19 protein-coding genes, 4 pseudogenes and 1 other annotated feature are annotated in these 26490 nt (G+C 35.2%); of the genes and pseudogenes, 1 reads left to right on the forward strand and 22 read right to left on the reverse strand.

Going from position 1 to position 26490, the window contains the following annotated elements; translation table 11 throughout:
* Positions 1-13 precede the first annotated feature (13 nt).
* The 22 genes and pseudogenes from infC to MVE64_RS07000 all read right to left on the reverse strand — a co-directional run bounded on the left by infC (position 14) and on the right by MVE64_RS07000 (position 25178).
* A pseudogene (gene infC, locus MVE64_RS06895) lies at positions 14-534 on the reverse strand (translation initiation factor IF-3).
* An 81-nt stretch (positions 535-615) separates the two neighbouring features.
* Positions 616-737: a sequence feature (ribosomal protein L20 leader region), on the reverse strand.
* A 183-nt stretch (positions 738-920) separates the two neighbouring features.
* Entirely contained in the window at positions 921-2861 is a 1941-nt protein-coding gene (gene thrS, locus MVE64_RS06900) for a threonine--tRNA ligase (RefSeq protein WP_247344969.1), read from the reverse strand.
* A 427-nt stretch (positions 2862-3288) separates the two neighbouring features.
* Complete coding sequence (ytxC, locus tag MVE64_RS06905; protein ID WP_247344972.1) at positions 3289-4107, reverse strand: putative sporulation protein YtxC; 819 nt, start codon at positions 4105-4107, stop codon at positions 3289-3291.
* Positions 4108-4236: 129 nt separating this feature from the next.
* Positions 4237-5175 carry a primosomal protein DnaI gene (gene dnaI / locus MVE64_RS06910; RefSeq protein ID WP_247344975.1) on the reverse strand — a complete coding sequence of 313 codons (939 nt, stop codon included), beginning with the start codon at positions 5173-5175 and terminating at the stop codon, positions 4237-4239.
* An 18-nt stretch (positions 5176-5193) separates the two neighbouring features.
* A complete protein-coding gene (locus MVE64_RS06915) occupies positions 5194-6660 on the reverse strand; it encodes a replication initiation and membrane attachment family protein (RefSeq protein ID WP_247344977.1) in 1467 nt (488 codons plus the stop codon).
* A gap of 94 nt (positions 6661-6754) precedes the next feature.
* Positions 6755-7213 carry a transcriptional regulator NrdR gene (gene nrdR, locus MVE64_RS06920; RefSeq protein WP_098795049.1) on the reverse strand — a complete coding sequence of 153 codons (459 nt, stop codon included), beginning with the start codon at positions 7211-7213 and terminating at the stop codon, positions 6755-6757.
* Positions 7214-7277: 64 nt separating this feature from the next.
* Entirely contained in the window at positions 7278-7676 is a 399-nt protein-coding gene (locus MVE64_RS06925) for a cytosolic protein (RefSeq protein WP_231307989.1), read from the reverse strand.
* A 127-nt stretch (positions 7677-7803) separates the two neighbouring features.
* Entirely contained in the window at positions 7804-8184 is a 381-nt protein-coding gene (gene speD, locus MVE64_RS06930) for an adenosylmethionine decarboxylase (RefSeq protein WP_098795047.1), read from the reverse strand.
* 274 nt (positions 8185-8458) lie between these two features.
* A pseudogene (locus MVE64_RS06935) lies at positions 8459-9479 on the reverse strand (glyceraldehyde-3-phosphate dehydrogenase).
* Positions 9480-9641: 162 nt separating this feature from the next.
* Positions 9642-10235: a dephospho-CoA kinase gene (coaE, locus tag MVE64_RS06940; protein WP_247344979.1), complete on the reverse strand. Its 594-nt coding sequence runs from the start codon at positions 10233-10235 to the stop codon at positions 9642-9644.
* 19 nt (positions 10236-10254) lie between these two features.
* Complete coding sequence (gene ytaF / locus MVE64_RS06945) at positions 10255-10896, reverse strand: sporulation membrane protein YtaF (protein WP_231307991.1); 642 nt, start codon at positions 10894-10896, stop codon at positions 10255-10257.
* 172 nt (positions 10897-11068) lie between these two features.
* Positions 11069-11893 carry a DNA-formamidopyrimidine glycosylase gene (gene mutM, locus MVE64_RS06950; protein ID WP_247344982.1) on the reverse strand — a complete coding sequence of 275 codons (825 nt, stop codon included), beginning with the start codon at positions 11891-11893 and terminating at the stop codon, positions 11069-11071.
* Positions 11894-11991: 98 nt separating this feature from the next.
* The gene (gene polA, locus MVE64_RS06955) at positions 11992-14619 is read right to left on the reverse strand and encodes a DNA polymerase I (protein WP_247344984.1); all 2628 of its coding nucleotides are present in this window, start codon (positions 14617-14619) and stop codon (positions 11992-11994) included.
* 240 nt (positions 14620-14859) lie between these two features.
* Entirely contained in the window at positions 14860-15789 is a 930-nt protein-coding gene (hflC, locus tag MVE64_RS06960; RefSeq protein ID WP_247344987.1) for a protease modulator HflC, read from the reverse strand.
* Positions 15779-16753: an FtsH protease activity modulator HflK gene (gene hflK, locus MVE64_RS06965; RefSeq protein WP_247344990.1), complete on the reverse strand. Its 975-nt coding sequence runs from the start codon at positions 16751-16753 to the stop codon at positions 15779-15781. The genes hflC and hflK overlap by 11 nt, the downstream gene beginning before the upstream one ends.
* A gap of 356 nt (positions 16754-17109) precedes the next feature.
* Positions 17110-18879: a two-component system histidine kinase PnpS gene (gene pnpS, locus MVE64_RS06970; protein ID WP_247344993.1), complete on the reverse strand. Its 1770-nt coding sequence runs from the start codon at positions 18877-18879 to the stop codon at positions 17110-17112.
* Positions 18872-19591, reverse strand: coding sequence for a response regulator transcription factor (locus tag MVE64_RS06975; RefSeq protein WP_231307996.1), 720 nt, complete (start codon positions 19589-19591; stop codon positions 18872-18874). The genes pnpS and MVE64_RS06975 overlap by 8 nt, the downstream gene beginning before the upstream one ends.
* 189 nt (positions 19592-19780) lie before the next feature.
* Positions 19781-20257 carry a MaoC/PaaZ C-terminal domain-containing protein gene (locus MVE64_RS06980; RefSeq protein ID WP_247344996.1) on the reverse strand — a complete coding sequence of 159 codons (477 nt, stop codon included), beginning with the start codon at positions 20255-20257 and terminating at the stop codon, positions 19781-19783.
* A 124-nt stretch (positions 20258-20381) separates the two neighbouring features.
* Positions 20382-21320 (reverse strand): malate dehydrogenase, encoded by a 939-nt coding sequence (gene mdh, locus MVE64_RS06985; RefSeq protein ID WP_247344999.1) that lies wholly within the window; start codon positions 21318-21320, stop codon positions 20382-20384.
* A gap of 178 nt (positions 21321-21498) precedes the next feature.
* The gene (icd, locus tag MVE64_RS06990) at positions 21499-22770 is read right to left on the reverse strand and encodes an NADP-dependent isocitrate dehydrogenase (RefSeq protein ID WP_247345002.1); all 1272 of its coding nucleotides are present in this window, start codon (positions 22768-22770) and stop codon (positions 21499-21501) included.
* A gap of 235 nt (positions 22771-23005) precedes the next feature.
* Positions 23006-24123: pseudogene (gene citZ / locus MVE64_RS06995) on the reverse strand (citrate synthase).
* Positions 24124-24712: 589 nt separating this feature from the next.
* A pseudogene (locus MVE64_RS07000) lies at positions 24713-25178 on the reverse strand (DUF441 domain-containing protein).
* Positions 25179-25369: 191 nt separating this feature from the next.
* On the opposite strand from MVE64_RS07000, the gene ytvI reads away from it, so the two are divergent.
* A complete protein-coding gene (ytvI, locus tag MVE64_RS07005) occupies positions 25370-26485 on the forward strand; it encodes a sporulation integral membrane protein YtvI (RefSeq protein ID WP_247345004.1) in 1116 nt (371 codons plus the stop codon).
* Positions 26486-26490: the final 5 nt, after the last annotated feature.

The raw sequence follows: 26490 nt of genomic DNA on the forward strand, positions 1-26490 counted from the left end.
CCTCCTTAAGGGATTATTGCTTTTCATTTTTCGGTGCTAAAACTAGGAACATGCTACGACCATCCATTTTTGGATGTGATTCAATCGTACTTAAATCAGCACATTCTGCAGAGAAACGATCAAGCACCTTTTGACCGATTCCTTTATGAGTGATTGCACGGCCTTTAAAGCGGATAGAAGCTTTTACTTTATCGCCTTTTTCTAAGAATTTACGTGCATTTCGAAGCTTAGTGTTAAAATCATGTTCATCGATTGTTGAACCAAGCGAACCTCTTTAAGATTAATAATCTTTTGATTTTTACGTGCTTCTTTTTCTTTCTTTTGCTGTTCGAAACGAAATTTACCGTAATCCATGATGCGGCATACAGGAGGCTTCGCATTAGGAGCTACTAAAACTAAATCTAGATTAGCTCTTGTTGCAATTTCTAAAGCCTCTTGGCGAGATTTAATTCCAAGCTGATCTCCGTTGGCACCGATTAGACGAACCTCACGTGCGCGAATTCCGTCATTTACCATCATATCTTTGCTAATAATTAGCCACCTCCAAGGTTTTTTAAAAACTGAATAGTGATTTTAAATCCGGTTTTGTAGGTCACGGTTCTTTTATTTTTCAGGAAAAATAAAAAAGCGTGGACGCAAAACACCCACACTACGATTGTTATCATCTATCATCGCAACCTGCCAACTACAAACGGATGTGTCAATCAGGTGAGAAGCGGGTGCTTCTACTTGTATATATAAAAGACTATTCAATTACCTTGAAAATTATAACACCATTACTAGTTTGTTGCAAGTAAGTACTGTATGTTTTTTAACAACATAAGTTATTCTAACAGAACGATTTCATTCATGCAATAACTTTTTTAATTAGTTAATGTATGAAAAAACAGTAGGGCCTAATGCCTCTACTGTTTTTTACATTATGATCTTTTTACTTCTTGCTTAATCTGTTCTAAGAATTGTTCGAATGGTACAGTTTCTGATTTTTGTTCACCATATTTACGAACGTTAACAGCTTTCTCAGTAATCTCGTTATCACCAATTACAAGCATATAAGGTATTTTTTGGATTTGAGATTCACGGATTTTATACCCTAATTTTTCATCACGAGCGTCCAGCTCTACACGAAGTCCAGCTTCTTGTAGTTGCTCTTGAACTTGCTTAGCATAATCAAGATGAACGGCTGGTGATACTGGAATTACTTGAACCTGAACAGGTGCAAGCCATGTTGGAAATGCCCCTTTGTATTCTTCAATTAAGAAGGCAACAAAACGTTCCATTGTTGAAACAACACCACGGTGAATAACAACAGGTCGATGTTGTTTTCCATCTTCACCAACATATGTTAAATCAAAGCGCTCAGGAAGTAAGAAGTCTAATTGAACAGTTGAAAGAGTTTCATCTTTGCCTAGAGCTGTTCTTACTTGTACATCAAGCTTCGGGCCATAGAATGCCGCTTCTCCCTCTGCTTCATAATAATCATGACCTAATTCATCCATTGCATCTTTTAACATGCTTTGTGCTTTTTCCCACATGTTATCATCGTCAAAATACTTTTCTTTATCTTCTGGATCACGATAAGATAAGCGGAATGAATATTTATCAATTCCAAAGTCTTTGTAAACAGCTTCAACTAAACGTACAACACGAATGAATTCATCTTTAATTTGATCAGGTCGTACAAAGATATGAGCATCATTCAACGTCATTCCACGAACACGCTGTAAACCAGTTAGTGCTCCTGACATTTCATAACGATGCATTAATCCAAGCTCAGCAATACGAATTGGTAGTTCGCGGTAGCTGTGAATGTCATTTTTATAAATCATCATATGGTGTGGACAGTTCATTGGGCGAAGAACTAAATCTTCATTATCCATCTCCATTTTAGGGAACATGTCCTCTTGATAGTGCTCCCAGTGTCCAGATGTCTTGTAAAGCTCAACACTTCCTAAAGCAGGTGTGTACACGTGCTGATAGCCTAAGCGCTCTTCTTTATCAACAATGTAGCGCTCAACAATACGACGAATTGTTGCACCTTTTGGTAACCAAAGCGGTAAACCTTGTCCAACTTTTTGAGAAGAAGTAAATAATCCAAGCTCTTTACCTAATTTACGGTGGTCACGCTCTTTTGCTTCCTCTAATAAACGAAGATGTTCATCTAAGTCAGCTTTTTTAAAGAAAGCTGTTCCATAGATTCGTTGCAACATTTTGTTATTGCTGTCCCCACGCCAGTATGCTCCAGCAACACTTAATAATTTAAATTCTTTAATTTTACCAGTTGAAGGAAGGTGTATTCCACGGCATAGGTCAAAAAATTCACCTTGCTCGTAAAATGAAACTGTCTCTCCTTCAGGAATTGCTTCAAGTAACTCAAGCTTTAAAGGATCTTGAATTTCTTCATAACGGCGTTTTGCTTCATCACGGCTTACTTCTACACGTACAATGTCAAGGTTCTCATTTACAATCTTTTTCATTTCCTTTTCAATTGCCGGTAGATCCTCAGGAGTAATGGCTTGTTCCATATCAATGTCATAATAAAAACCATTTTCAATAACAGGTCCAATTCCCAGTTTTACTGACTGATCTTTATACAAACGCTTAATAGCCTGCGCCATTAAATGGGCAGTCGAGTGTCTCATAATCTCTAATGCTTCAGCACTATCTTGTGTAACAATTTCAATTGCACCATCTTCTTCAATTGGTGTACGTAAGTCGACCAATTGACCATCAATTTTCCCTGCAAGTGACTTCTTTCTTAAACCAGGGCTAATGGATGCCGCAATGTCTTCTGTTGTGGTGCCTTTTGCAAACTCCTTTACAGCTCCGTCTGGAAACGCAATTTTTATAACGTCTGACATCCTTGTTCACCTCATATAATGATATAATTTCTTTAAAATAGGCTCGTTTAAAATTGCCTAAAAATAAATAAAACCCGTCCCTAAAAAAGGGACGAGTTAGATAACTTATCAATGGACCGTGGTTCCACCCTTGTTCCCAATATCTATCCAAAAACATACATAAACAAATAGACATGGCTTAAAATCGATAACGGGAGACCGTCAGCTACTAATTAGATGCATACAGCATCCTTTCACAACTGAAGTTTAAAGGTGGTAAGTACGTTAATCGTGTTAGGAAGGTTTCAGCAACTCCTTCCCTCTCTGGGAACCGTAAAAACAAACTCGTGTCCTTATCAATACAGATAATTTTTCAATTACCTCGTATTATAAAATGTTTCATCTTTAAAATCAAGAATGGATTTCAATTAAATATATGTAGAGAACCTTAAAAATTTTCCAGTGGATATATTGTCACCCGTTCCTCAAAAATATTTTGAATGGTCTGAACCATACCTTCAAATGAGTTATTTGTATAAAGCATAAGCCAATCGGGTGCAATTGATACAAGTGGTGCCAACAACTGCTTATCAATATACATCGGATGTTGATAAACGAAATCTTTATCAATATATTTTTTTAGTTGATGTTCAGTCATTAATTGTTTGTCCTGGTCATAAACCAAACATTCTTGATCAAATACAATTTGAAGCTTAGACAGCTTACTTTCTTTTTTTGCCAAGTAATCTCTTAAACTTTGAACAAAACTTTGATATTCTTGTTCCATTTTATATTCTTCAATCGCAATTTCAACATATTCTCTTAAACTATCTATATATTTGTGAAGACGAAATTTTTGAAAAGATGAAAATGAAAAATATAAGTCAGGACGAAGAAATTGTTCAAGTGCATCACTAATCATTTGCTCTCTGGAAGATATCTCTTGAACCCTTGGAATTTCTTCCCTTTGGCCTTCCATAATAGAATGTGCAATATGTATAATCTGTTGCTGTTCCTCTTCCTCACTAAAATAATAATTTTCTTTTATCATTTTTAACATAATAAGATGCTCTTTATGATTGATAATAAATTGAATTAAACCTGGTATAACTAGTTGTTTTACTGTAATATCCCATGATTTTGGATTGAGTTTTATGGACTGATTATTAACTAATTGAAGTTCTGAATGAAATTTATCGTGAATCGAATGAAAGATCGAATAGATTGCTCTTGCCTCTTTCGGAGACCCAAATAATATCTCGAGCATGTTTGTCCCCCCTATTTGCAGCACCTCGATTCATATATATGGGGGGAACATATATTTTAGAAGTAAAGAATTAGTTGGATTATACAAAAGAAAAGAGATTGATCATCTCAATCTCTTTTCTACCACCACTTAGCCTCTGCGATTTCGACCGATTAGTTCTACTGGTGTTGTCATATGTTTGATTCGTTCCATGATTCTTGCAGCTTTAACAGGTTCTTCTTCACCACGTTGAGAGTATGCAAGGTGATGTTGAAGTTCTTTTAAACCAAAGTTGGATGAGATAAAAGTAGGGAGATTTTCAAGCATGCGATATTGTAAAATTGTTCCTAATATCTCATCTCTCATCCAGCTTGATACTGATTCTGCCCCTAAATCATCGAGCATAAGAACAGGAATTTTCTTTACCGCATCAAGTTTTTCATCCAATGATGAATTTTGAAATGACCCTTTTAGCTCTCTCATAAATTCCGGGACATAAACAAGCATAGATGATACTTTATGTGAAGCAAGTTCATTTGCGATTGCACCTAAAATATAGGTCTTACCAACTCCGAAAGAGCCATATAAATACAAACCTTTTGTACGTTGCCCACTGTTGTATGCTTCCACAAAATCTTGAGCCATCCCGATCACTTTTAATCTGCTTGTTTCCTCTACATCAACATCAATTTTATCAAATTGAGCCTCGAGGATATCCTTTGGAATATACATGCTTTTAATAAGAGCCTCGTGTTTCTTACGTTCATCATATGCTTCCTTCGTTGGGCATTTTGTATATTGAAGGTCAATAATACGCCCTTGAATCACTAAATGAGGGTGATAGCCTTCTAAAATATTTTTACACTGTGATAGTGAAGGACAGCTTTTGCAATTTTTGCTTTGGTTGACAAATTCATAAAGCTTAACCAAGCTTCTATTAATCATACCCTCTTCTATTTCAGTCGAATGTTTTGTTATAAAAGCTTGTACATCAGGATTGTTTAATACTTCTTTTTTCAAATCATTATAGCGATCATTAAAATCTGGTCTATTTGCTAATTTTTTAAAGGAATTGCTTAAATGTTCCATTTATTCCCCCTCCTCTCATTATGTCTCGTTATTTTTATTATCCTTATATTTTCTAATCCGATCAAATAATTTCTTTTTCTCTAACTCAAATTGTTCAATATCCACGCTTGATGCTTTATCATCATGTTTTTCTTTTTGTTTTAATTCCTGCTGATCTTTATGGTCACTATTTGTTTCTTCACTTAACCATGCCGGTAGCATTTCTTTACGAATAGGTGCTTTCTTATTATTCTCCGTTTTCTTCTTTGTTGTCTTTTCTTCTGCCCATTGTTGATATTGACGGTGCTCTTGTTTAGCTAAATCCATAGCATCTTTTACAGTCTTCACTTGTTTCCTTGTCCAATGGCTTGCAATTTTTTGAACATAAGCTCTCGTAAGCTTCATATCCGTCTTTAACATAACATAATAAATTAATACATTCACAACTCCAGGCTCGAGCCTTTGTTGAAGCATCACTTCTTCAATAATTTGCAAATCACCAACAGAAGGAGTAACTCCACCGGAAACATCCATTAAAAATTGTTTTGGCGATATTCTTTCTAGTTGAAAGATAAGCTCCTCTTCCTTTGTTAATTGTTTCTGATCTTGCTTCCCTCGCAATAATGGTGGCTGTACTTTATCTATTAAGCCTGGTAATTCATCTCCATGCTGAAATTGATACCAATCACGTGCAGATTTTCTTAGCAATTCAAGATCAATGTTTTCGTCTTGATCAATACTTGCCATCACAACATTTTTCATATCAATAGCATTAATGCCGTACAGGTACGAGAGCTTCTTTATTACATCCTTTACTAAGGAAGTGATAGATTTATGCGGGATGAGAGCATCAGAAAGTCCTGCAAGGAATAAATCAAAATCAAAAGCAGAATCAGAAATCTCTAATTTTGATCTACTTTCTGTACTAACAAATTCTCGATTCTTTTCAAGCGACAAATCTTTTATCGTTTCTTCATTCATTCTTCCAACCATTTCAGCGGAACGAACAGAGTCAAAAACATCATTAAATGACTTGGTAATGTCCTGCATTCCTTCAGTTTTTTGTTCATCTGAAAAAAAACGTTTTAACTGCAAAAATTTATTTTTGCCTACCCGATTATAAAGATAAACATTTAAAACACCATCTTGAAAGAACTCTGTCGGCCTTACTGGAGCTTGTAGTTCATAAACATATTTCTTAACACCGTCATCTTCGTTTACAAAAGTTTTTAATAAACCAAGACCTTCTAATTTTAGTCGTTCTTGATAGATGTCACGTAAGTTACTTTGCATAATCGTCATTAAACTATGATGCGTTGTTTCCTCACTCCATAAGCGATTCTGCTCCAACTCTCCCCAAAGAGTCATAAATAAACTGAAACATTTTGACCCAATCAATGGTTGATAAAGCAATGTTAATATTTTTCGATCCAAGTCTTGTAGAATTGAGTTGCTTTTTACTGAATAACGGTCAATAGCAAGCAATTCCTTCCAATGCTGTTCCATCCCCTTCAACCTTTCATTACAATATATTAAACGTGAAAAGTTCCTACACTGAAAAAAGAGCTTGAAGAACACCTCTTCAAAAGCTCTTTCGATTCTATCTTACTTTCTTAATTAAATCGGTTAACTCTTCAATAAACACATTAATATCCTTAAATTGACGATAAACGGATGCAAACCTCACATATGCTACCTCATCAATTCTCGCAAGCCTGTCCATGACCATTTCACCTACAAATTCACTGTTAACTTCAGAGACACCTTGATTTCTCAGTTCCTTCTCAATATCATGAACAACATCCTCAAGCTTTTGCAGGGGAACCGGTCTTTTTTCACACGCTTTAATAAGACCTCTTAAAATTTTCTCACGACTAAACTCTTCTCTAGTCCCTTCCTTTTTCACGACAATTAATGGGAATTCCTCAACCTTTTCAAATGTAGTAAATCGATATTGACATTCTTCACATTCACGTCGGCGTCGAATTGATTTTCCCTCATCTACAGGCCGTGAGTCTAATACTCTTGTCCCATTATGCTGACACGAAGGACATTTCATATGACCAGCTCCAATCAAATGTCAAAATTTTAAGTTGTTGACATTTCATCACTCATTTTTAAATTTATTTTCGTGTTTTCCCAGTTCCAACAAATGATTCTTTTTGGTCGAGCTTTTTGTAAAGTTCAGTAATTAATTTCTTACTGTATCCAAAATCTGTCGGGAGGACCGTTGTTGTAGTCGCTGTAAAATCAACTGCTGTCTCAAAAGGACGCACAGAAATAACCGTTACAATAAGAAAAGCTTTTCTCGGACGATCAACGTTTACGCTCATTTCTCCACGTTCTTCTGAAACAGATGTAACAGTCATTCCTGGTGTTTGTTCAATTAATTCTTTTACAGATTGTAATGCTTTTTTATTCGTTGTTTTATAATAATGACTTTTCAAATCGGGATTATGGTGATTTTCCCTTGTTTCTTGATGGGTACTAAAAATATCTTTTAATTTATTCACAAAACTCATTGTCATATTCCCCTTTATTCTTATTAATTTTCACTTTATGTATCGAAATTTATTCTACTACTATCATACTGAAATTTGCCGATAATAAAAAGAGGTGCAGATCAATTAATCCGCACCTCTTTACGTTTTAAAGAGCTTTTGCTTGAGCTTGCTTTACTTGTACCGGTCCCATACCTCTAGGGATCTCAATGTTTTCACGAGTTTGTGCTCCTAAAGATTCTGCAATATGATCTGCAGCAATGTTAGGATTTAAATCACCGCAAGTGTAAACATCGATACTAGCATAACCATGCTCTGGAAAGCTGTGAATTGTCAAATGTGATTCAGAGATAATAACCACACCACTTACTCCTTGAGGAGCAAATTTGTGAAAAGCAACCTCTCTAATTTCCGCGCCTGATTTTAATGCTGCATTTACAAATGTTTTTTCAATGTAATCCATGTCATTTAACTTATCAAAATCGCAACCCCATAGTTCAGAGATTACGTGTCTACCCATTGTTTCCATATTCATGGATCCCCCTTTAACTATTTTTTATACATGAATTCTTCGCTTAATGGTATGTGTAACTACCACGGGGGAAAGTTAGTCCAGAGAGGTCCTAACCCTTTAAGTAGCCATAACACCTTGGCTTTGATAAGAAGTTCACGAAAAATAGTATACTTTGTTTGTATTTGTTTTGCAACACACTTTTGAAAAAAATTAGTTAAAGGGTTAATCAAATATTCGGTCACACATTTATTACTTTAACCGCCGGGAACTTTATTATCCAAAATATTTTTTATACCTCTAATAAATGAGTCATACTATTTGCTACTAATTTTGTTAAATCGGCAACACGGCATGAATAACCCCATTCATTATCATACCAAGCTAAAACTTTTATTTTTTGATTTTCCATTACCATTGTTGATAAACCGTCAATGATAGCTGAATGTGGATTTGTATTGTAGTCAATTGATACTAACGGCTCAGTCGTGAAGTCTAGAATCCCTTTTAAAAAAGCCCCTTGAAGCAAATTGGAAAGCTCGATTAACTTCCTCTACAGTAACAGGCTTTTCTACATCAACTACAAGGTCAACTAATGAAACATTTGGTGTTGGGACTCGTAAAGCCATACCATGTAACTTGCCTTTCATGTTTGGGAGAACAAGCTCTAGTGCCTTTGCTGCACCAGTTGTTGTCGGGATAATGGATTGCGCACAAGCTCTAGCCCTTCTCAAATCCTTATGCGGGTTGTCAATGTTTTTCTGGTCATTTGTATAAGCATGTACGGTTGTCATTAAACCATTTTTTATATAGAAAGATTCATCTATCACCTTAATGACCGGAGCAAGACAATTTGTTGTACACGACGCATTCGAAATAATTTTATGTTGATTAGCATCAAACTGATTTTCGTTAACTCCCATCACAATCGTAATATCTTCATTTTTACCAGGTGCAGTTAAGATCACCTTCTTTGCTCCCGCTTTAACATGGAGCATTGCCTTTTCCCTGCTATTAAACTTCCCTGTTGCCTCAATAACAATATCAATCCCTAAAACATCCCAAGGAAGCTTCTCAGGGTCACGTTCATTTATTAATAACACCTTTTGACCATTTACAAGTAAATGGTCTTCATAGGCAATTACTTCCCCCTGAAATTTCCCGTGAGTTGTATCATATTTTATTAAATGAGCAAGAGTATCAGCTGGATAACTTGCATTGATCGCCACAATATTCATATCTTCCATCATTGCATACCTAAAAACCATTCTCCCAATTCGACCAAACCCATTTATTGCAATATTGGCTCTCATCATCGTTTCCCCTCTCTATTATATGTCATACTTTTAAATTATTTTATACAATTAGTATAACACATTGAATCAAAAAGTGTGTTATTAAAATTTACATTTTTATAAAACAGACTTTTGATGAGATTAGAGAAATTAAAAAAAGAGACTATAAAAGTCTCTTGGTTAAATTAGTTTCTTTAAGATTTCATGTAACTGCTTTTCTGTCTGCTCAATCGCGCCATTATTGTCAATAATTTCATCTGAGAGATCTTTTTTCGTGTGTAATGGAAGCTGTGACTCGATTCTCATTTTAGCTTCTTTCTCTGTATATCCATTTCTCTTCATAAGACGTTTAAGCTGTGTTTTTTCATCCACATACACTAGAATGGTTTTGTCAACCATATGAGTTAATTTACTTTCAAAAAGCAGTGGTATATCAAGAACGACTGCCTTTGAATTTTTAGCTTTTTCTTCTTCAACTCCGTTTAGCATTTCTTTTCTAACTGCCGGATGTACTATTTTGTTTAATTGCTCTCTTTTTGAATGGTCACCAAAAATAATGGCACCAAGCTTTTCTCGATTTATCGTTTTATCTTGATGAAGTATTTCATCACCAAAAACAGAAAGTATTTGTTGATAAGCTGGCTTTCCAACTTCAACCACTTCCCTAGAAATCTGGTCTGCATCAACAACCCGAATTCCCAGGTTTTTCAACATATTTGAAACTGTACTTTTACCACTTGCAATTCCACCAGTTAGACCGATAACTACTGTCACTATGATAAGCCTCCATTGTCTAAAGTTTCCATATTCCTATCATAATGAGAATAATACCCGGGAGGCAAGAAAATTTGTCCATCCACGCAAATTTAGAGAAAATATGTCCTGATTTAATGCCAATCGATACAAATAACGAGCTCATACACGCTACTAATAAACTCATTACAATAGGAGAATAACCTAATAACGCAGCGCCAATACCCGCTCCAAAGGCATCGAGTGATAATGCCAGCCCGAGTAACAATGCTTCTACACCTGTAATCGTACCAGATTTATCAATATCTGCCGTCATAGGTTTTCTAAGTATGTTAATGACAATTCCAAATGTTTTGATTTCAAAATTAATTAACATTTTTTCCGTTTCTTCTTCAACTGAAGTTTCTTCTTTTGCAGGACGGAAAAATTGGTATAAGACCCATGCCCCAATAAGCATTAAAATAAAGCCACCAAGCTTTTCTGTTATATAAACCGGAAAAACTCTTGTTAAAAGTTCACCAAGAAACATTGCCCCAAGCATCGTGGCCGCTGAACAACATGCGATAATAAAAATCGACTTAAAAGGGATCCTCATCTTTCTCATTCCATACGTAAATCCAACCGAAAAGCTATCCAAACTAACTGCGAACGCTAATAACAAGAGTGATGTATATTGAAACATACTGCCTAGCCCCTTCCTTCTAATTGCTAACATAGTGTATGATGAACGCCCAGAGAATGTTAAAGAAGGTCGCTTTATTTTTTGAGTATGGATTACCTTATGATTTATATTGATTCTTTATAAACAAAAAAGGCAAAAAACATATTTATGTCTTTTGCCTTTTTTCTTCGACCTATTTTTGACATTGCTCACAATAATGAGTTCCACGTCCGCCCACGACTGTTTTTGTTAATGTTTTTCCACATTTTTTACATGGCTCATTTGTTCTGCCGTAAACGTATAATTGAAGCTGAAACATACCGATTTCACCTTGTGTATTTACATATGAACGAACAGTACTACCTCCTTGAGCAACTGCTTCTTCAAGGGTTTTAATGATTTGCTCATGTAAAATCTTATATTCCGCTTTTGTTAATTTACTGGCTATACGATCTGGTTTAATACTTGATCTAAAAAGAGCTTCATCTACATATATATTGCCAAGTCCCACAACAACTGATTGATCTAACAAAGCCGTTTTAATTTTCCGTTCAGTTTTTGCCAGACGACCTCGAAGATATTCCACCGTGAATTCTTCAGAAAATGGCTCAGGCCCTAGTTGGGAAAGTGGGAGTGTACTTTCTTCTTCTCCCTTCTTAAATAAATGCATAGTCCCGAACTTTCGAACATCCCGATATCTTAATTCCGTATGATCTGTAAACGTAAAAATAACATGTGTATGATGATCAAATTCCTCTTGTGGTTGATATAAACCATATCTTCCTTCCATTCGCAAATGAGAAACAAGAACAAAATCATCTAGTATAAATTTTAAAAATTTGCCTCTGCGCTGAACATCATGAATTGTTTGACCAATGATTGCATCTCTAAATTGTTCAGGCTCTTCTGGCTTTTTAATGATTTTCGGCCAATGAATATTGACTCCGTTAATCGTTTTCCCTTTCACTAACTGAAGCAACGTTCGTCGTACCGTTTCAACCTCTGGTAATTCAGGCATTGTAATTTGTTCACATCCTTTTCACATTAGTGCTTGGCTTATCACCAAGTTCTAATGAAAAGTAAAGGGGCCAATCAAGCCCCTACAGTTTTCTATGCTTATTTTGCATCATACCAGGAATCTCCATAAGAATAGTCCACCTTTAATGGCACTTTTAACTCAACCGCATTTTCCATTACTTCTGGAACAATTTCTTCTAAAATTGACACTTCTTCTCTAGGAGCTTCAAAAATCAATTCATCATGCACCTGTAATAACAGCTTTGTTTGCAGCTTTTCTTGCTTTAATCTTGCCGCCATATCAATCATCGCTTTTTTGATAATATCGGCTGCGCTTCCTTGAATTGGAGTGTTCATAGCTGTTCGTTCAGCAAAGCTACGAAGATTAAAGTTTCTGCTCGTGATTTCAGGAATATACCTTCTTCGATGAAGCAATGTTTTAACATAACCCTTCTCTCTTGCATCAGCTACAATATCATCCATATAGTCCTGTACTCCAACAAAGGATTCTAAATAACGCTTGATAAATTCACCGGCTTCTTTACGAGTAATCCCCAAACTTTGAGAAAGACCAAAATCACTGATTCCGTATACGATGCCAAAATTAACAGCCTTGGCTTGTCTTCTCATATTTGAAGTCACTTCATCTTCTTCAACATGAAATACATCCATAGCTGTTTTCGTATGAATGTCTAAATCATTCTGGAAGGCTTCTACTAAATTTTGATCATTTGCGATATGAGCTAATACCCTTAATTCAATTTGTGAATAGTCAGCTGCAAAAATGACCCAATCTTTATGAGAAGGTACAAAAGCTTGACGAATCTTACGTCCTTCTTCTAATCGAATCGGTATGTTTTGTAGGTTAGGATCGATTGAGCTAAGTCTTCCTGTTGTTGTTAGCACCTGGTTAAAACGAGTATGAATTTTATGCGTGTCTTTATGAACAACTTTTAATAACCCTTCAATATAGGTTGATTGTAATTTACCTAACTGACGATAATGAAGGATATCCTTTACGATTTCATGCTTATCTTCAAGCTTTTCTAATACATCCGCTGAAGTTGAATAACCTGTTTTCGTCTTTTTCACGACTGGCAGCTGAAGCTTCTCAAATAAAATAACACCAAGCTGCTTTGGAGAATTAATATTAAATGATTCACCAGCATGCTCATAAATATTTTTTTCAAGAGCGTTTAATTGTTCTGCTAAATGTTCACCCATGTCTTTCAAACGGTCCACATCAACAGCTATTCCCTCAGCTTCCATTTGTGCAAGAATAAGAGATAAAGGTAATTCTAAGTCATACAATAAAGATGATTGATCATTTTGTTCGAGTTGTTCAATTAACTTTTCTTTTAAATCAAAGATCGCTAACCCCTTACGAACAAGGTGCTCACTAAGAGTCTCTTCACCAGGAATAGAACGTTTTGCTCCTTTTCCATAAACAACCTCATCAGCTTGTACAATCGATATGCCATGTGATTTAGCTACACTAGCTACGTCATCAAATGTTGCCGAAGGATTCAATAGATAAGCCGCAATTAAAATATCAAAGTCAATTCCTTTTAAAGAGATTCCTTTCCAACTTAAGCCAACCGTTGTTTTTTTACCATCATAAACTGTTTTACGTTTGGTTTCGTCTGCAGCCCATTCCTTAAATAAATCAGAATTAAGAGCAAGTTGAGCTGATATATAATAATGACCATTTTTATTTATAATTGAAAAGCCACTTATGTCAGCTTGGTGATAACTATCCTCTAGTATTTCTACATACATTGCTGCTTCATCTGTCAGTATATCTGAGGTAAGCTCTGTTACGTTTTCAAAGCTGATATCCTCGTATATTTCTTCCTCAGCTACTTCTTCACCCATTTTTTCTAATAAAGAATTAAATCCTAGTTCCTTAAAGATTTCCTTTACTTTACTAGCATCGAAGCCTTCATATTGTACTTCATCCAATGTGATTGCTAAGGGTGCTTCACAGTCAATCGTTGCAAGCTTTTTACTCATTAAAGCCTGCTCGCGATTTTCTTCAAGCTTTTCCTTTAATTTTTTCCCACTTACTTTTTCAATTGAATCTAATACACTCTCTAATGTTTTAAACTCACTTAACAGTTTTATTGCTGTTTTTTCTCCCACTCCCGGTACACCAGGAATATTATCAGACGTATCTCCCATAAGACCTTTCATATCAATAATTTGCTCGGGAGTTAATCCATACTTTTCCATCACAAAGTCAGGAGTGTAAGAATCTACATCTGTTATCCCTTTTTTTGTAATATCAACTGTTATTTTATCTGTAACCAATTGAGTTAAATCTTTGTCCCCTGATATTACCTTAACTTCATAGCCATCCTGTTCAGCCTGTTTGGAAAGAGTACCGATGATATCATCTGCTTCATAGTTTTCCAGTTCATATCTTGAGATTTGATAAGCATCTAATAGTTCTCGAATAAACGGAAATTGCTCTGATAGCTCAGGTGGAGTTTTTTGTCTTCCACCTTTGTATTCTTGGAATGTTTTATGTCTAAATGTTGTTTTACCAGCATCAAAAGCCACAAGCATATGAGACGGCTTCTCATCTTCTAGTATTTTCATTAAAATCATGGTAAATCCATAAATTGCGTTCGTATGTACACCTTTGTCATTATTTAATAATGGCAGGGCAAAGAAAGCCCTATAGGCAATACTATTCCCATCAATTAATACTATTTTTTTCGTCAACTTTTACAGCCTCCTGTATTCAGTGTTGAACAAGCTCTTGTTCAACATTTTATGTCTAAAGCTCTCTTTTACTGGTCTATTGATTTCTAATTCAGACACTCTCTTTTTGCAGGAGGTCCTGGAGCACTCTTTTACTTGTACATGTACCTAAATTAGCAATAAACCAAAAAAAGACCCCTTATTTCCCTCTATTTTATCATGTCTTTAAATAGAAAGGAAAATCAGGGGTCTGTATAAAGTTTACTGAACTCCTTTTAGCAAGGAAGCATAAGGAGAATTAAACGGAATAATAATGACGGTTTCTTCATCAATTGTTTGTTTATAAGATTGTAATGTTCGATACATCTCATAGAAGCCTGGATCTTTAGAGTAAGCAGTATTATAAATTTTAGCTGCTTCCCTTTCACCCTCACTTCGAATAACATCAGCATCTGCCTGTGCCTTTGCTAGCATCTCTTTTACTTCTCGATCAGTCTCTGCGATGATTCGATTCTTTTCAGCATCACCTTTTGACAAATACCCTTGTGCAGTTGATTCACGTTCAGAAATCATTCGTGTGAATACTGACTGCTCATTTTCAGCCGGTAAATCTGTTCTTTTCATTCTCACATCTGTAACAACGATCCCATAGTTACCATTTTCTAATAAATTATTAACAATTTCCGTTACTTTATCATTTAAACTTCCTCTTGAAGATTTTTCATCATTAATAATCTCATCATAGTTTAATTGACCTAGTTCAGAACGAACTGTTGAAAAAACATATTCAGCCATCTTCGTTTCAGCATTAACAATCGACCTTGCATTGGAGATCATCTTTTTAGGGTCACTTATTCGCCAAACTGTATAGTTATCAATGATTAACCTCTTCTTATCCTTTGTATTAATTTCAGCCTCTTCTACATCATAAGTCATTTGATATTTAGGAAGAGTTGTAACTGATTGAATAAACGGTATTTTAAAGCTTAATCCTGGTTCTTCAATAATCTTCACAACTTCACCGAATTGACGGACAACCTTATATTCATTTTCTTTAACAATAAAAAGGTTGGTGAATATTAACACAAGTAAGACAATTAATACCAGAAGAATAATCCCTCCGCGTAAATACCCTTTAAATGAAAAAGCAGGTTTCTTCTCCTCCATGTTGACAATATTATCATTGTCCATTCGTATCACTTCCTTCCTGTTCAGCTGGTACGACAGGCTTTGAAGCCGGATCTTTAATCGGCAAATACTTCATTGTGTTTCCGTTGTCTTCCATAATATAAATCTCAGCATTTGGGAGAACTTGATCTATTGTCTCTAATACTAAACGTTTTTGTGTAATTTCTTTGTTATTAACATATTCGTTATAAATGGCATTGAATTGCGCAACATCTCCACGAGCCTCTTCCATTCGGGCAGCTTTGTCACCAGCTGCTGAAGACATAATCGCATCCTTTTCCCCTTGTGCTTCCTCTGTTCGTTTATTTCGGTATTTATTTGCTTCATTCTTACGTGTATTCATCGTTTCACGGGCATCAGTAACAGCTGTAAAAGCTTTTCTAACCTCTTCATTTGGTAAATCAACATCCTGAAGCTTTACGGCTAAAATGGTAATGCCAATATCATATCCATCTACAAGATTCGATAATAACTCCTGGACTTGTTTCTCAATTTCTACCTTTCCAGATGTTAAAGCATCATCAATTGTTGAGCTTCCAATAATACTTCTCAAGCTTGCTGAAGTAGCATCTTCTAACATTTCCTGTGGATTTTCCGCATTAAATAAATATTTACCTGGCTCGGTAATTTTCCACTGAACGACCATATCTGCTAAAACGATATTCTCATCACCTGTAATCATTTTTGTTTCTTTTGGGAAATCTTTCACTTCACCATCCTCAGATTCTTCATAACCAAACTGTAAACTGAAGGTTTCTTTAGATAGAACTTCAACTGATTGGATTGGCCATGGCATCTTAAAATGTAATCCTGGTTCACTAATTCCTTCTTCTACCTCTCCAAGAGTGATCATCACGGCTTGTTCTGACTCATCTACGGTATACCATGAAGTAAAAGCAACAATTCCTAAGACCACAATTAACAACGCAAATCCGAAGATCATGAGTACTCGTTTTATACTTAACATCCAACCCCTGCCTTTCTTATTCGGTACATTTAGTATGTACTGCTTTATTTTTCTTGTTAAGTTATATACGAATCATCATTAAAAAGGTTTCATATTTCCCTTTTAATAGCTTCCCACTATTAGTATTAATTAGAAAATAAATTTATGAAGAGTTGAATTTTTGAGGATTTATTATGACAACAAAAAAAGGGACGTGAGTTTATTTGGTAAACTCACGTCCAAAAGATTGGCTCCTTGGATGAAGGGGTTTTCACTTAGTATATTACCAACATTTTATTAAGTAATAATAAACCTAGTGTAAATTAATTGTAAATAATGTCGAAATTAACAGATAGAAAGGTTTTACGGTCACTCCGTTATGAAGTTTCATCAAATTTTCTATTCAGCTTAACTGTAAACGTAGTACCTTTTCCAACTTCACTTTCCACACTAATTTGACCTTTATGAGCTTCCACCAAATGTTTTACAATTGCCAAACCTAAACCTGTTCCACCAGAGTTTCTACTTCTCGCCCTGTCAACACGATAGAAACGCTCAAAAATACGTGGAATTTCCTCCGTTTTAATGCCGATCCCTGTGTCTGAAACAGTGACGATTGCATAATCAGGATATTTATCCACTTTTGCATGAACAGAGCCACCTTGTGGAGTATATGTTAGAGCATTACTAATTAAATTAATAAAAATTTGCTTTAATCGATAAATGTCGCCTTCAATATAAGTAAGACCTTCAGGTAAAGAGACAGAAAGCTCTACCTCTTTTTCTCTTGCTTTACTTTCTAACATTACGATAATATCATCCAAGATCTCTCGTAAATCACATGTTTGGATCGATAATTCAAATCCTTGCTGTTCAATTTTCGATAAATCAAGCAAATCTTGAATTAAAGATTGTAAACGGTCGCTTTCCTTTAGAATAATGGAAAGGAAGTATTCAGCTGTCTGCTTATCACTAAGCGCTCCGTCCAGTAATGTTTCACTAAATCCTTTAATCGATGTGATTGGTGTTTTTAATTCATGTGATACGTTCGCAACAAAATCCTTACGCATCTGTTCGAGTTTTTTAAGTTCAGTAATGTCATGAAATACAAGGACAATTCCTTTCCATTCATCATTAGTTCCAATAATAGGTGCCCCATACACTTCAAAATGCTTACGTTCAATCTTCAAGGGAAGATGAAGCTGCTTTCTGACCTTTACCTCAGTCATAAAAATCTCTTCCACAATTTCAATAATTTCTTTATGAGTAAATGCGTCATAATATAATTGATAAAGAAACTTAGCTGAGTCAACTTCAAATAATTCTTTATATGCCCTGTTGACTAAGTTAATATAACCTCTTCCATCAATCAAAATTAGCCCGCTTCCCATATTTTCAATTAACGTTTGCAAACGATCTTGTTGCATTTCCTGTGCCCTTGTCATATCTTGAAGATTTCTAGCAAGTATATTAATTGACTGACTCAGTATTCCTGTTTCGTCTAAATGATCTTCATATGTACGTGCTTTATAATTTCCCTTTGCAAGTTCCATTGATACTTTAATTGCAGACTCAATCGGTCTAGTAAATTGGGCTGTAATTCTTACTCCAATTAATAATATAATGATGAATGCGATGCCGAGACTAGCTACTAGAATACCCCACATTTGTTGATTTACTTTAGTTAAAGAGCTTACAGACGCGCTAACGAGCACAATCCCTTCATAAGCAGCTTTTTCCTTTATAGGCAATCCATAATAAGCCAGCCCATGAACTTGGTCACTATAATAATACCCCTTAGTTTGTCCCCTCATGATTGGAAGTACGTTATTCTTTAATGAATTCATATCCAGATCTTGTGTTAGTTCACCTGCATCAAACAAAATGGTATTATCTTCATCTATAATAGTAATATGTGATTTATAATTCTTCCCTAAGTCAGAAAGTAATTCTGAGATTTGAGAATTTGATAAATCCTCACGAGATATTATCGTTAAGATTGAGTGTGCTTCTCTTTGTAACTCTTCTTTAAACGTGTTCAAATAGTAGCTATTAAAAATTTGCCCTAGCAATAACCCTAAGCCAACCAGTACAGCAATGATTAATGTAATAAGGGCAAACAAAAAGCGTGAACGAAATCTATTCATTCAGCTTTGGCTCCTCAAGCTTGTACCCCAACCCTCTTATTGTTTTAATATATAATGGTTTTTTTGTATTTCTTTCTATTTTTTCTCGTAAGTGACTAATATGAACATCCACAATTCTAGTATCACCAGCAAAATCATAATTCCAAACCGCACTGAGCAGCTGATCTCTTGTAAGAACTCTTCCCTTATGCTTTGCTAAATACACTAGTAATTCAAATTCTTTTGGAGTTAAATCCAAACGCTCTTTTCCATAATAAGCCTCGTAGTGATCAGGTAACACTCGTAAATCGCCAATCAGTACTTGATTTTCATCCTCAATTTCTTGTACCTCAGGTTCAGGCTGCGACTGACTGCGTCTCAATATAGCCTTTATTCTTGCTACAACCTCTCTAGGGCTAAAAGGCTTTGTCATATAATCGTCTGCACCTAATTCTAAGCCTAATACTTTATCAAATTCATCGTCTTTTGCTGTAAGCATAAGAATTGGCACCATGATTTTCCTTTGTCGAAGCTGTTTACACACTTCAATTCCATCCATTTTTGGAAGCATTAAATCAAGCACAAGTAAATCAGGCTCTTCTTTTATACAAAGATTCAGACCTTCTTCACCATCCATAGCTGTTGAGACTGTATAGCCTGCTTGTTCCAAATTATACTTTAACAAGGTTGAAATTGATTGTTCATCATCTACTACTAATACTCTCTTACTCATATAGGCCTCCAGAGATCAAATTTCCCTTCAATTGAACCAATCTATTTTATTCGTTTTTTCTCTATATATGTTAGTTCTATTCTAGCGAATAGTAGGGAAAAAGGGCAACTATTGTTTAAAATAATGTTTTTATTTAAATATAAAAAAACTGGCTCCAAATAGAGTCAGTTAGTTCTCGGCACAATTTAGTTAGAAATTTTCTAATGCTTTGCCTTCCATTGGAGTCATTTTATGAGGAGGGCATACTGTGATTTTTCCTTCTAGCACGGTTTGTTCTTCACTATTCACAGCATGAATATCTACTATAATTTTGTTTTCTGAAGTATGGACTTCTCCTACCTCAAACAAAAATTGGACAACATCATAATGGTATAACGGTTGAAGGAATGAAATTTCTTGGTTTACAATGTGGCTTCCTGGACCAGGTAAATATTTCGATACAGCTGCTGTAATGATTCCAGTTAGCATGATTGTTGGTACAATTGGCTTTTCATAAGGAGTTTGTGAGGCATAGTCATGCTGAATATAAAGTGGGTTGGCATCATTGGTTAATCCTAAATAAAGAAGTAAATCTTTATCTTCAATTTTTTCTGTTAGAGTTAATTTTTCTCCGACCGATATTTCTTCGATATGTCTACCAATCTTTCTCTTTTTGCCAAGAAGCATTTTAACACCCCTTTTTCCAAATTAGTGACTAATTTACAACACTGCAATTTTACTATTAGATTATTTCTTAGTAAAAAAGAAAATTGAGGAAATCCTCAACTTTCTTTTTATTTTAAACACTTTCTTAAGATAATACTTTCATAACGTTTCTAACAGAATCAGCAGATTTTTCAAGAGCTGCTTTTTCTTCTTCGGTGAGTTCAAGCTCAATAATTTGTTCAAGACCATTTCCACCTAGTACAGTTGGAACACCTAGGTAGATTCCATCAAAGCCATATTCTCCTTCAAGATAGACAATCGAGGGAAGAACTCGTCGTTGATCTTTTAAAATGGCCTCTACCATTTCCACTAGTGAAGCTGCAGGTGCATAGTATGCACTGCCGTTTCCTAGTAGATTAACGATTTCACCGCCACCCTTACGTGTTCTTTCAACAATTGCATCTAATCTGTCTTTAGACATTAATGTTTCGAGAGGAATACCACCCGCATAAGAATAGCGTACTAAAGGTACCATATCATCACCATGTCCACCTAAAACAAACCCTGTTACATCCTTCACAGAAAGGTTAAGCTCTTGTGCAACAAACGTACGGAAACGAGCTGTATCTAACACTCCTGATTGTCCAATCACACGATGCTTAGGAAAACCTGACTCTTTAAAAACTGTATAAGTCATTGCATCTACAGGATTGGTTAACACAATAATCGTGCATTCAGGAGAATACTTAACAATTTCTTTTGTTACAGCCTTCATAATGCCTGCATTTGTTGTAACAAGATCGTCACGACTCATACCTGGCTTCCTAGCAATACCTGCTGTAATGACAACAATATCAGAACCTGCTGTGTCTTCATAATTAGATGTTCCGGTAATGTTTGCGTCGAAACCTTGTACCGGACTAGCTTCAAGCATATCAAGAGCTTTCCCTTTTGTCGGGTTTTCCATTTGAGGAATATCAACTAATACTACATCTGCAAGTTCTTTTTGCCCTAATAAAAACGCTGTGGTGGCTCCAGTGAAGCCCCCACCAATTACGGAAACTTTTTTACGGTTAATAGCCATATGTAAACATCTCCTTAAATTCTGTATAAATTAGGAAAGAGGGCAAAGCGCATAAATGAAATACATTTATGCGCAAAGCCCCTCTTAGATATATATTCGACTTTTTATGGTCAATTCTTGCAGAGTACCTAGATACCCTAATTACTGTGTTTTTTAACAGAGCATTTTAGGTTACAAATTAACCCATGTTTTTGATTAATTCATCACCGAACTCAGAGCATTTAACTTCAGTTGCACCTTCCATTAAACGAGCAAAGTCATAAGTTACAACTTTTGAAGCAATAGTTTTCTCTACTGATTTCATTACTAATTCAGCAGCTTCAGTCCATCCTAAATGCTCAAGCATAAGAACACCAGAAAGAAGAACAGAAGATGGGTTAACCTTATCAAGACCTGCATATTTAGGAGCAGTACCGTGAGTTGCTTCGAAAATTGCATGTCCTGTTTCATAGTTAATGTTTGCCCCTGGAGCAATACCGATACCACCAACTTGTGCAGCAAGTGCATCAGAGATATAGTCACCATTTAAGTTCATTGTCGCAACAACATCGAACTCACGTGGACGAGTTAGAATTTGTTGTAAGAAGATATCTGCAATAGAATCTTTTACAATGATTTTCCCTGCTGCTTCAGCATCAGCTTGAGCTTTGTTTGCAGCATCTTTACCTTCGTTTTCAACGATGCGGTCGTATTCAGCCCATGTAAATACTTTATCACCGAATTCTTTCTCAGCTAGTTCATAACCCCAGTTTTTGAAAGCACCTTCAGTAAATTTCATAATGTTACCTTTGTGAACAAGTGTTACTGATTTACGGCCATGTTCAATTGCATAGTTAATAGCAGCTCTCACTAAGCGGCTAGTACCTTCTTGTGATACAGGCTTAATTCCGATACCAGATGTTTCTGGGAAACGAATTTTATTAACACCCATTTCATTTTGTAAAAAGCTGATAAGCTTTTTAACTTCATCTGAACCATTTGCATATTCAATACCAGCATAAATATCTTCTGTATTTTCACGGAAGATAACCATATCTGTATCTTCTGGACGTTTAACTGGAGAAGGTACACCTTGGAAATAGCGCACTGGACGTAAGCAAGTGAATAAATCTAATTCTTGACGAAGTGCAACGTTTAGAGAACGAATTCCTCCACCGATTGGTGTTGTTAGAGGTCCTTTGATTGCAATTAGATATTCACGAATCATATCAAGTGTTTCTGCTGGTAACCATTCACCTGTTTGGTTAAAAGCCTTTTCACCAGCTAATACTTCTTTCCATACGATTTGTTTTTCTCCGTTGTATGCTTTTTCAACAGCTGCTTCTAAAACACGTGATGCAGACGCCCAGATATCAGGACCAATACCATCTCCTTCGATGAATGGGATTACTGGGTTGTTTGGTACGTTTAATACTCCATTAGTTGTTGTAATTTTTTCACCTTGTGTCAAGAAAATTACCTCCCGGGTTATGTAATTGATTTTTCAAATCTATTTTACCAATAGATTCTCTTCTCTTAAAGTGTTGTTACTTTTGTTTTTATAAAATTAATTAAATTTATATTATTCAGGCCTTTTATAAAAAGCCTTTATATTGAAAGCGTAGAAAACGATTCCACACAGTAATCCTCCCATAGAGGGAGGACAATGTGGAATTGCCTCTTCACTATTCTATATCACTATAAAATTATCCTCTTTGGTCTAAAGGAATATAAGCTTGTTTTTCTGGTCCAACATACTCTGCACGTGGACGAATTAATCGGTTATTTTCATATTGCTCTAGAATATGAGCTAACCATCCTGATACACGGCTTACAGCAAAGATTGGTGTGAATAAATCATGATCAATGCCTAAGCTATGGTAAACAGATGCTGAATAGAAATCAACATTTGGCGGAAGTGGTTTTTGAGAAGTAACTAATTCTTCAACTTTTGTTGACATCTCATACCATTTTGGTTCACCTGTGATTTTTGTTAGCTTTTCAGACATCTTCTTTAAGTGCTTCGCTCTTGGGTCACCTTGACGGTATACACGATGTCCGAAGCCCATTATTTTTTCTTTATTTGCTAACTTCTCATTAATATAACTTTCAGCATTTTCTACTTCACCAATTTCTGAAAGCATCTTCATTACTGCTTCATTAGCTCCACCGTGTAATGGACCTTTTAGAGCGCCAATAGCAGCTGTTACACCAGAATAAACATCAGATAATGTCGCAACACATACACGTGCTGTAAAAGTAGATGCATTTAATTCATGATCTGCGTGTAAAACAAGTGCTTTATTAAATGCTTCCACAGCAATTTCATCTGGCTCATTTCCTGATAATGTGTATAAGAAATTTGCAGCCATTGATAAGTCTGTTCTAGGCTCAACTGGCTCTAAACCTTTACGAATACGAGCAAAAGAAGTAACAACAATCGGAAGCTGTGCTTGTAGACGGATGGCTTTTCTGTAGTTAGCCTCTGTATCCATCACATCTGCTTCTTCATCAAACAAGCCAAGTAAAGATACAGCAGTACGTAGAGCAGCCATTGGGTGAACTTTATTGATAGGGTATGATTTGAAGTGTTCAATAACTTGCTGTGGAATCTTTGCATTTTCCGCAAGTTGTTTCTTAATTTCATTTAATTGTTCTGCATTCGGAAGTTTTCTGTGCCATAATAAATAAACCACTTCCTCAAAGCTTGCGTTTTCTGCTAAATCATCAATGTTATAACCGCATATGTTAATGTATCATCAATAATCGAGCTTACAGATGAAGTAGTTGCAACGATACCTTCAAGACCTTTTGTTGCTGTCATATAAATCCCTCTCCTTTACCTTTTTTCCCCATTTGTTTCATCTTAAAAGTTTAAATGATATAAGTAGTAGAAATCCTACTTGACTCAGTCATAAACTGTTCCATATGTAAGGAAATAGGCTTTTGTCAAAGTAGATATTTCTCTTATGTTTCGTAGATCACGAATCATGAATTTATAGTATAATTTTAAACTTTTAGACGATTGAGCGCTTGCTCACATGCAAGCAAAGAAAAAGAAAATGCTTACATTTTTTATTATTTTGATAAAGCATCACTCCGTATAAATTGAACGTGACATATACTATCAGATCATCTTATTTAAATAATAGATAGTATACCTATCTCATTTCAAAAAGAGATGAGATAAGGTTGCCTTATCATGTAGGCATTATTTTAGAACATATCCCTATTATAAACAATTATCAGACTTTTGTGAATGGAAACCACTTTATTACTTAAAAATTTGTTAGAAAAATTTTATTTTAGGGATTCTTTCGTTAAAACTGCCTTACTAATATAACCATAACATATATTTGTTATATTAGTGTATAATTCCACTAAATTAATTGGCTTTTTACAGGATTATATAATTAAGAACTAAATAGTTTTACAATTTGCATGGCTAGATACGCTATTCCTGCCCCTATTAAAGGTCCTACAGCCACACCATTGAATAACGAAACTGCTAGAATTGTGCCAAAAACAAGAGCAGTTGTAATATGAGGATCTTCCGCTAACAACGTTAGCCCCGTTTTTGGCAATTAATGCGACAGCTATCCCTGCTCCTAAAGCAATCCAAGCATAAGAAGATTTTAAAGCATCAATCAGCTGTTTAAAGCCAATTTCTCCTGTTGCTATTGGCACTAAGACAGCAATTGTAATAACTGTAACTCCCCAGTTAATTCCCTTTGCCCCAATAGTTGGTAATAACTTCGATTCTAATCCAATCAATTTAATGACTAGCAAACATCCAACAGCTATTAACAATGATTGATTTTTCGCTAAAAATCCAACTCCTAATAAGATTAATAAAAAGAGTACTGGTTGACTAAACACTGAGTAAAACCTCCAAAAAGTAGTAATATGGTTAAATTAATTACATGTATAAACCCATGACTAACCATCGAAACTCAAAAGATTAATTCAAATAGTATAAACAAGCTTAATATGTAATAAACATGCTATATAGCCTTATTCAAAAATTGGAAAAGCCCATAGGAATTGAAAAATGGGGAGGAATTCATTAAGTGAATATGAATTATTTATATAGCATGTTAAGAATTTTACTTATTATAGCTGTTACATGTTTAGCATTATCAATATGTTATTATCTATCTACTTTGACCTATCCATTTTTAATTGCAATCTTAATTGCTATGATTATTAATCCTCTTGTAAATGGGTTGGAACGGATCCTCAGGATTCCTAGAGGATTTTCAGTGATTATCTCAATTATTTTACTGATTTGTTTAATTGCAGGTATTCTCATTCTTTTAGTAGCAGAAATTGTAACAGGCACCACCTATTTGGCAAGAGTTCTCCCTGGACATTTAGAGTTGTTAGCTGTATATATCGAAACGTTTTTTGTCACAAAAATCATGCCACTATATAACCAACTAACATACCTTTTTAACAGTCTTGAATCAAATCAACAACAATCCATTATCACAAACATTCAAAATATTGGTGAATCAGTTGCATCTAGTGTTGGAAATTTCATCAAAGGCTTTTTAGAAAATATTCCAGTTATCATTAGTTGGCTCCCAAATGCCGCAACTGTCATCATCTTTTCTTTACTTGCAACCTTTTTCATTAGTAAAGATTGGTATAAATTCAAATCTGCTGTTTCTGGTTTACTACCACAGAGAGCAAAATCAAGTGGAAGGACAATTACTGATGAGTTAAAGAAAGCATTGATAGGTTTTGTTCGTGCACAAGCAACCCTAATTTCCATTACCACCGCCATTGTTTTAATAGGCCTTTTGATTTTACGGGTTGATTATGCTATTACAATCGCTTTATTAATCGGTTTAGTTGATATTCTCCCATATTTAGGTACGGGTTTAGTGTTCATTCCATGGATTATTTATTTATCGTTTAGTGGAGGAATACCGCTTGCAATTGGACTAGGAGTATTATACCTTATCGTCTTAATACAGCGTCAAATAATGGAACCAAAAGTACTTTCCTCCAATATCGGACTTGACCCACTTGCTACCCTTGTTTCACTTTTTATTGGTTATCAACTAATTGGCTTTTTAGGACTGATAGCTGGGCCAGTCGCATTAGTCGTATTAAAAACATTTAAAAGTGCGGGCCTTTATGAGGACCTATGGAAATTCATCATAGGGAATAATAGATAATAGTA

The sequence above is a fragment of the Metabacillus endolithicus genome, from assembly GCF_023078335.1.
In the GTDB taxonomy this organism is placed as follows: Bacteria; Bacillota; Bacilli; order Bacillales; family Bacillaceae; genus Metabacillus; species Metabacillus endolithicus.

What these genes read in the sequence shown, in the direction of transcription:
- thrS (WP_247344969.1), bottom strand. Translation starts at nt 2,861, where the DNA reads ATGTCAGACGTTATAAAAATTGCGTTTCCAGACGGAGCTGTAAAGGAG.
- ytxC (WP_247344972.1), bottom strand. Translation starts at nt 4,107, where the DNA reads ATGCTCGAGATATTATTTGGGTCTCCGAAAGAGGCAAGAGCAATCTAT.
- dnaI (WP_247344975.1), bottom strand. Translation starts at nt 5,175, where the DNA reads ATGGAACATTTAAGCAATTCCTTTAAAAAATTAGCAAATAGACCAGAT.
- MVE64_RS06915 (WP_247344977.1), bottom strand. Translation starts at nt 6,660, where the DNA reads ATGGAACAGCATTGGAAGGAATTGCTTGCTATTGACCGTTATTCAGTA.
- nrdR (WP_098795049.1), bottom strand. Translation starts at nt 7,213, where the DNA reads ATGAAATGTCCTTCGTGTCAGCATAATGGGACAAGAGTATTAGACTCA.
- MVE64_RS06925 (WP_231307989.1), bottom strand. Translation starts at nt 7,676, where the DNA reads ATGAGTTTTGTGAATAAATTAAAAGATATTTTTAGTACCCATCAAGAA.
- speD (WP_098795047.1), bottom strand. Translation starts at nt 8,184, where the DNA reads ATGGAAACAATGGGTAGACACGTAATCTCTGAACTATGGGGTTGCGAT.
- ytaF (WP_231307991.1), bottom strand. Translation starts at nt 10,896, where the DNA reads ATGTTTCAATATACATCACTCTTGTTATTAGCGTTCGCAGTTAGTTTG.
- mutM (WP_247344982.1), bottom strand. Translation starts at nt 11,893, where the DNA reads ATGCCTGAATTACCAGAGGTTGAAACGGTACGACGAACGTTGCTTCAG.
- hflC (WP_247344987.1), bottom strand. Translation starts at nt 15,789, where the DNA reads ATGGACAATGATAATATTGTCAACATGGAGGAGAAGAAACCTGCTTTT.
- hflK (WP_247344990.1), bottom strand. Translation starts at nt 16,753, where the DNA reads ATGTTAAGTATAAAACGAGTACTCATGATCTTCGGATTTGCGTTGTTA.
- pnpS (WP_247344993.1), bottom strand. Translation starts at nt 18,879, where the DNA reads ATGAATAGATTTCGTTCACGCTTTTTGTTTGCCCTTATTACATTAATC.
- MVE64_RS06975 (WP_231307996.1), bottom strand. Translation starts at nt 19,591, where the DNA reads ATGAGTAAGAGAGTATTAGTAGTAGATGATGAACAATCAATTTCAACC.
- MVE64_RS06980 (WP_247344996.1), bottom strand. Translation starts at nt 20,257, where the DNA reads ATGCTTCTTGGCAAAAAGAGAAAGATTGGTAGACATATCGAAGAAATA.
- mdh (WP_247344999.1), bottom strand. Translation starts at nt 21,320, where the DNA reads ATGGCTATTAACCGTAAAAAAGTTTCCGTAATTGGTGGGGGCTTCACT.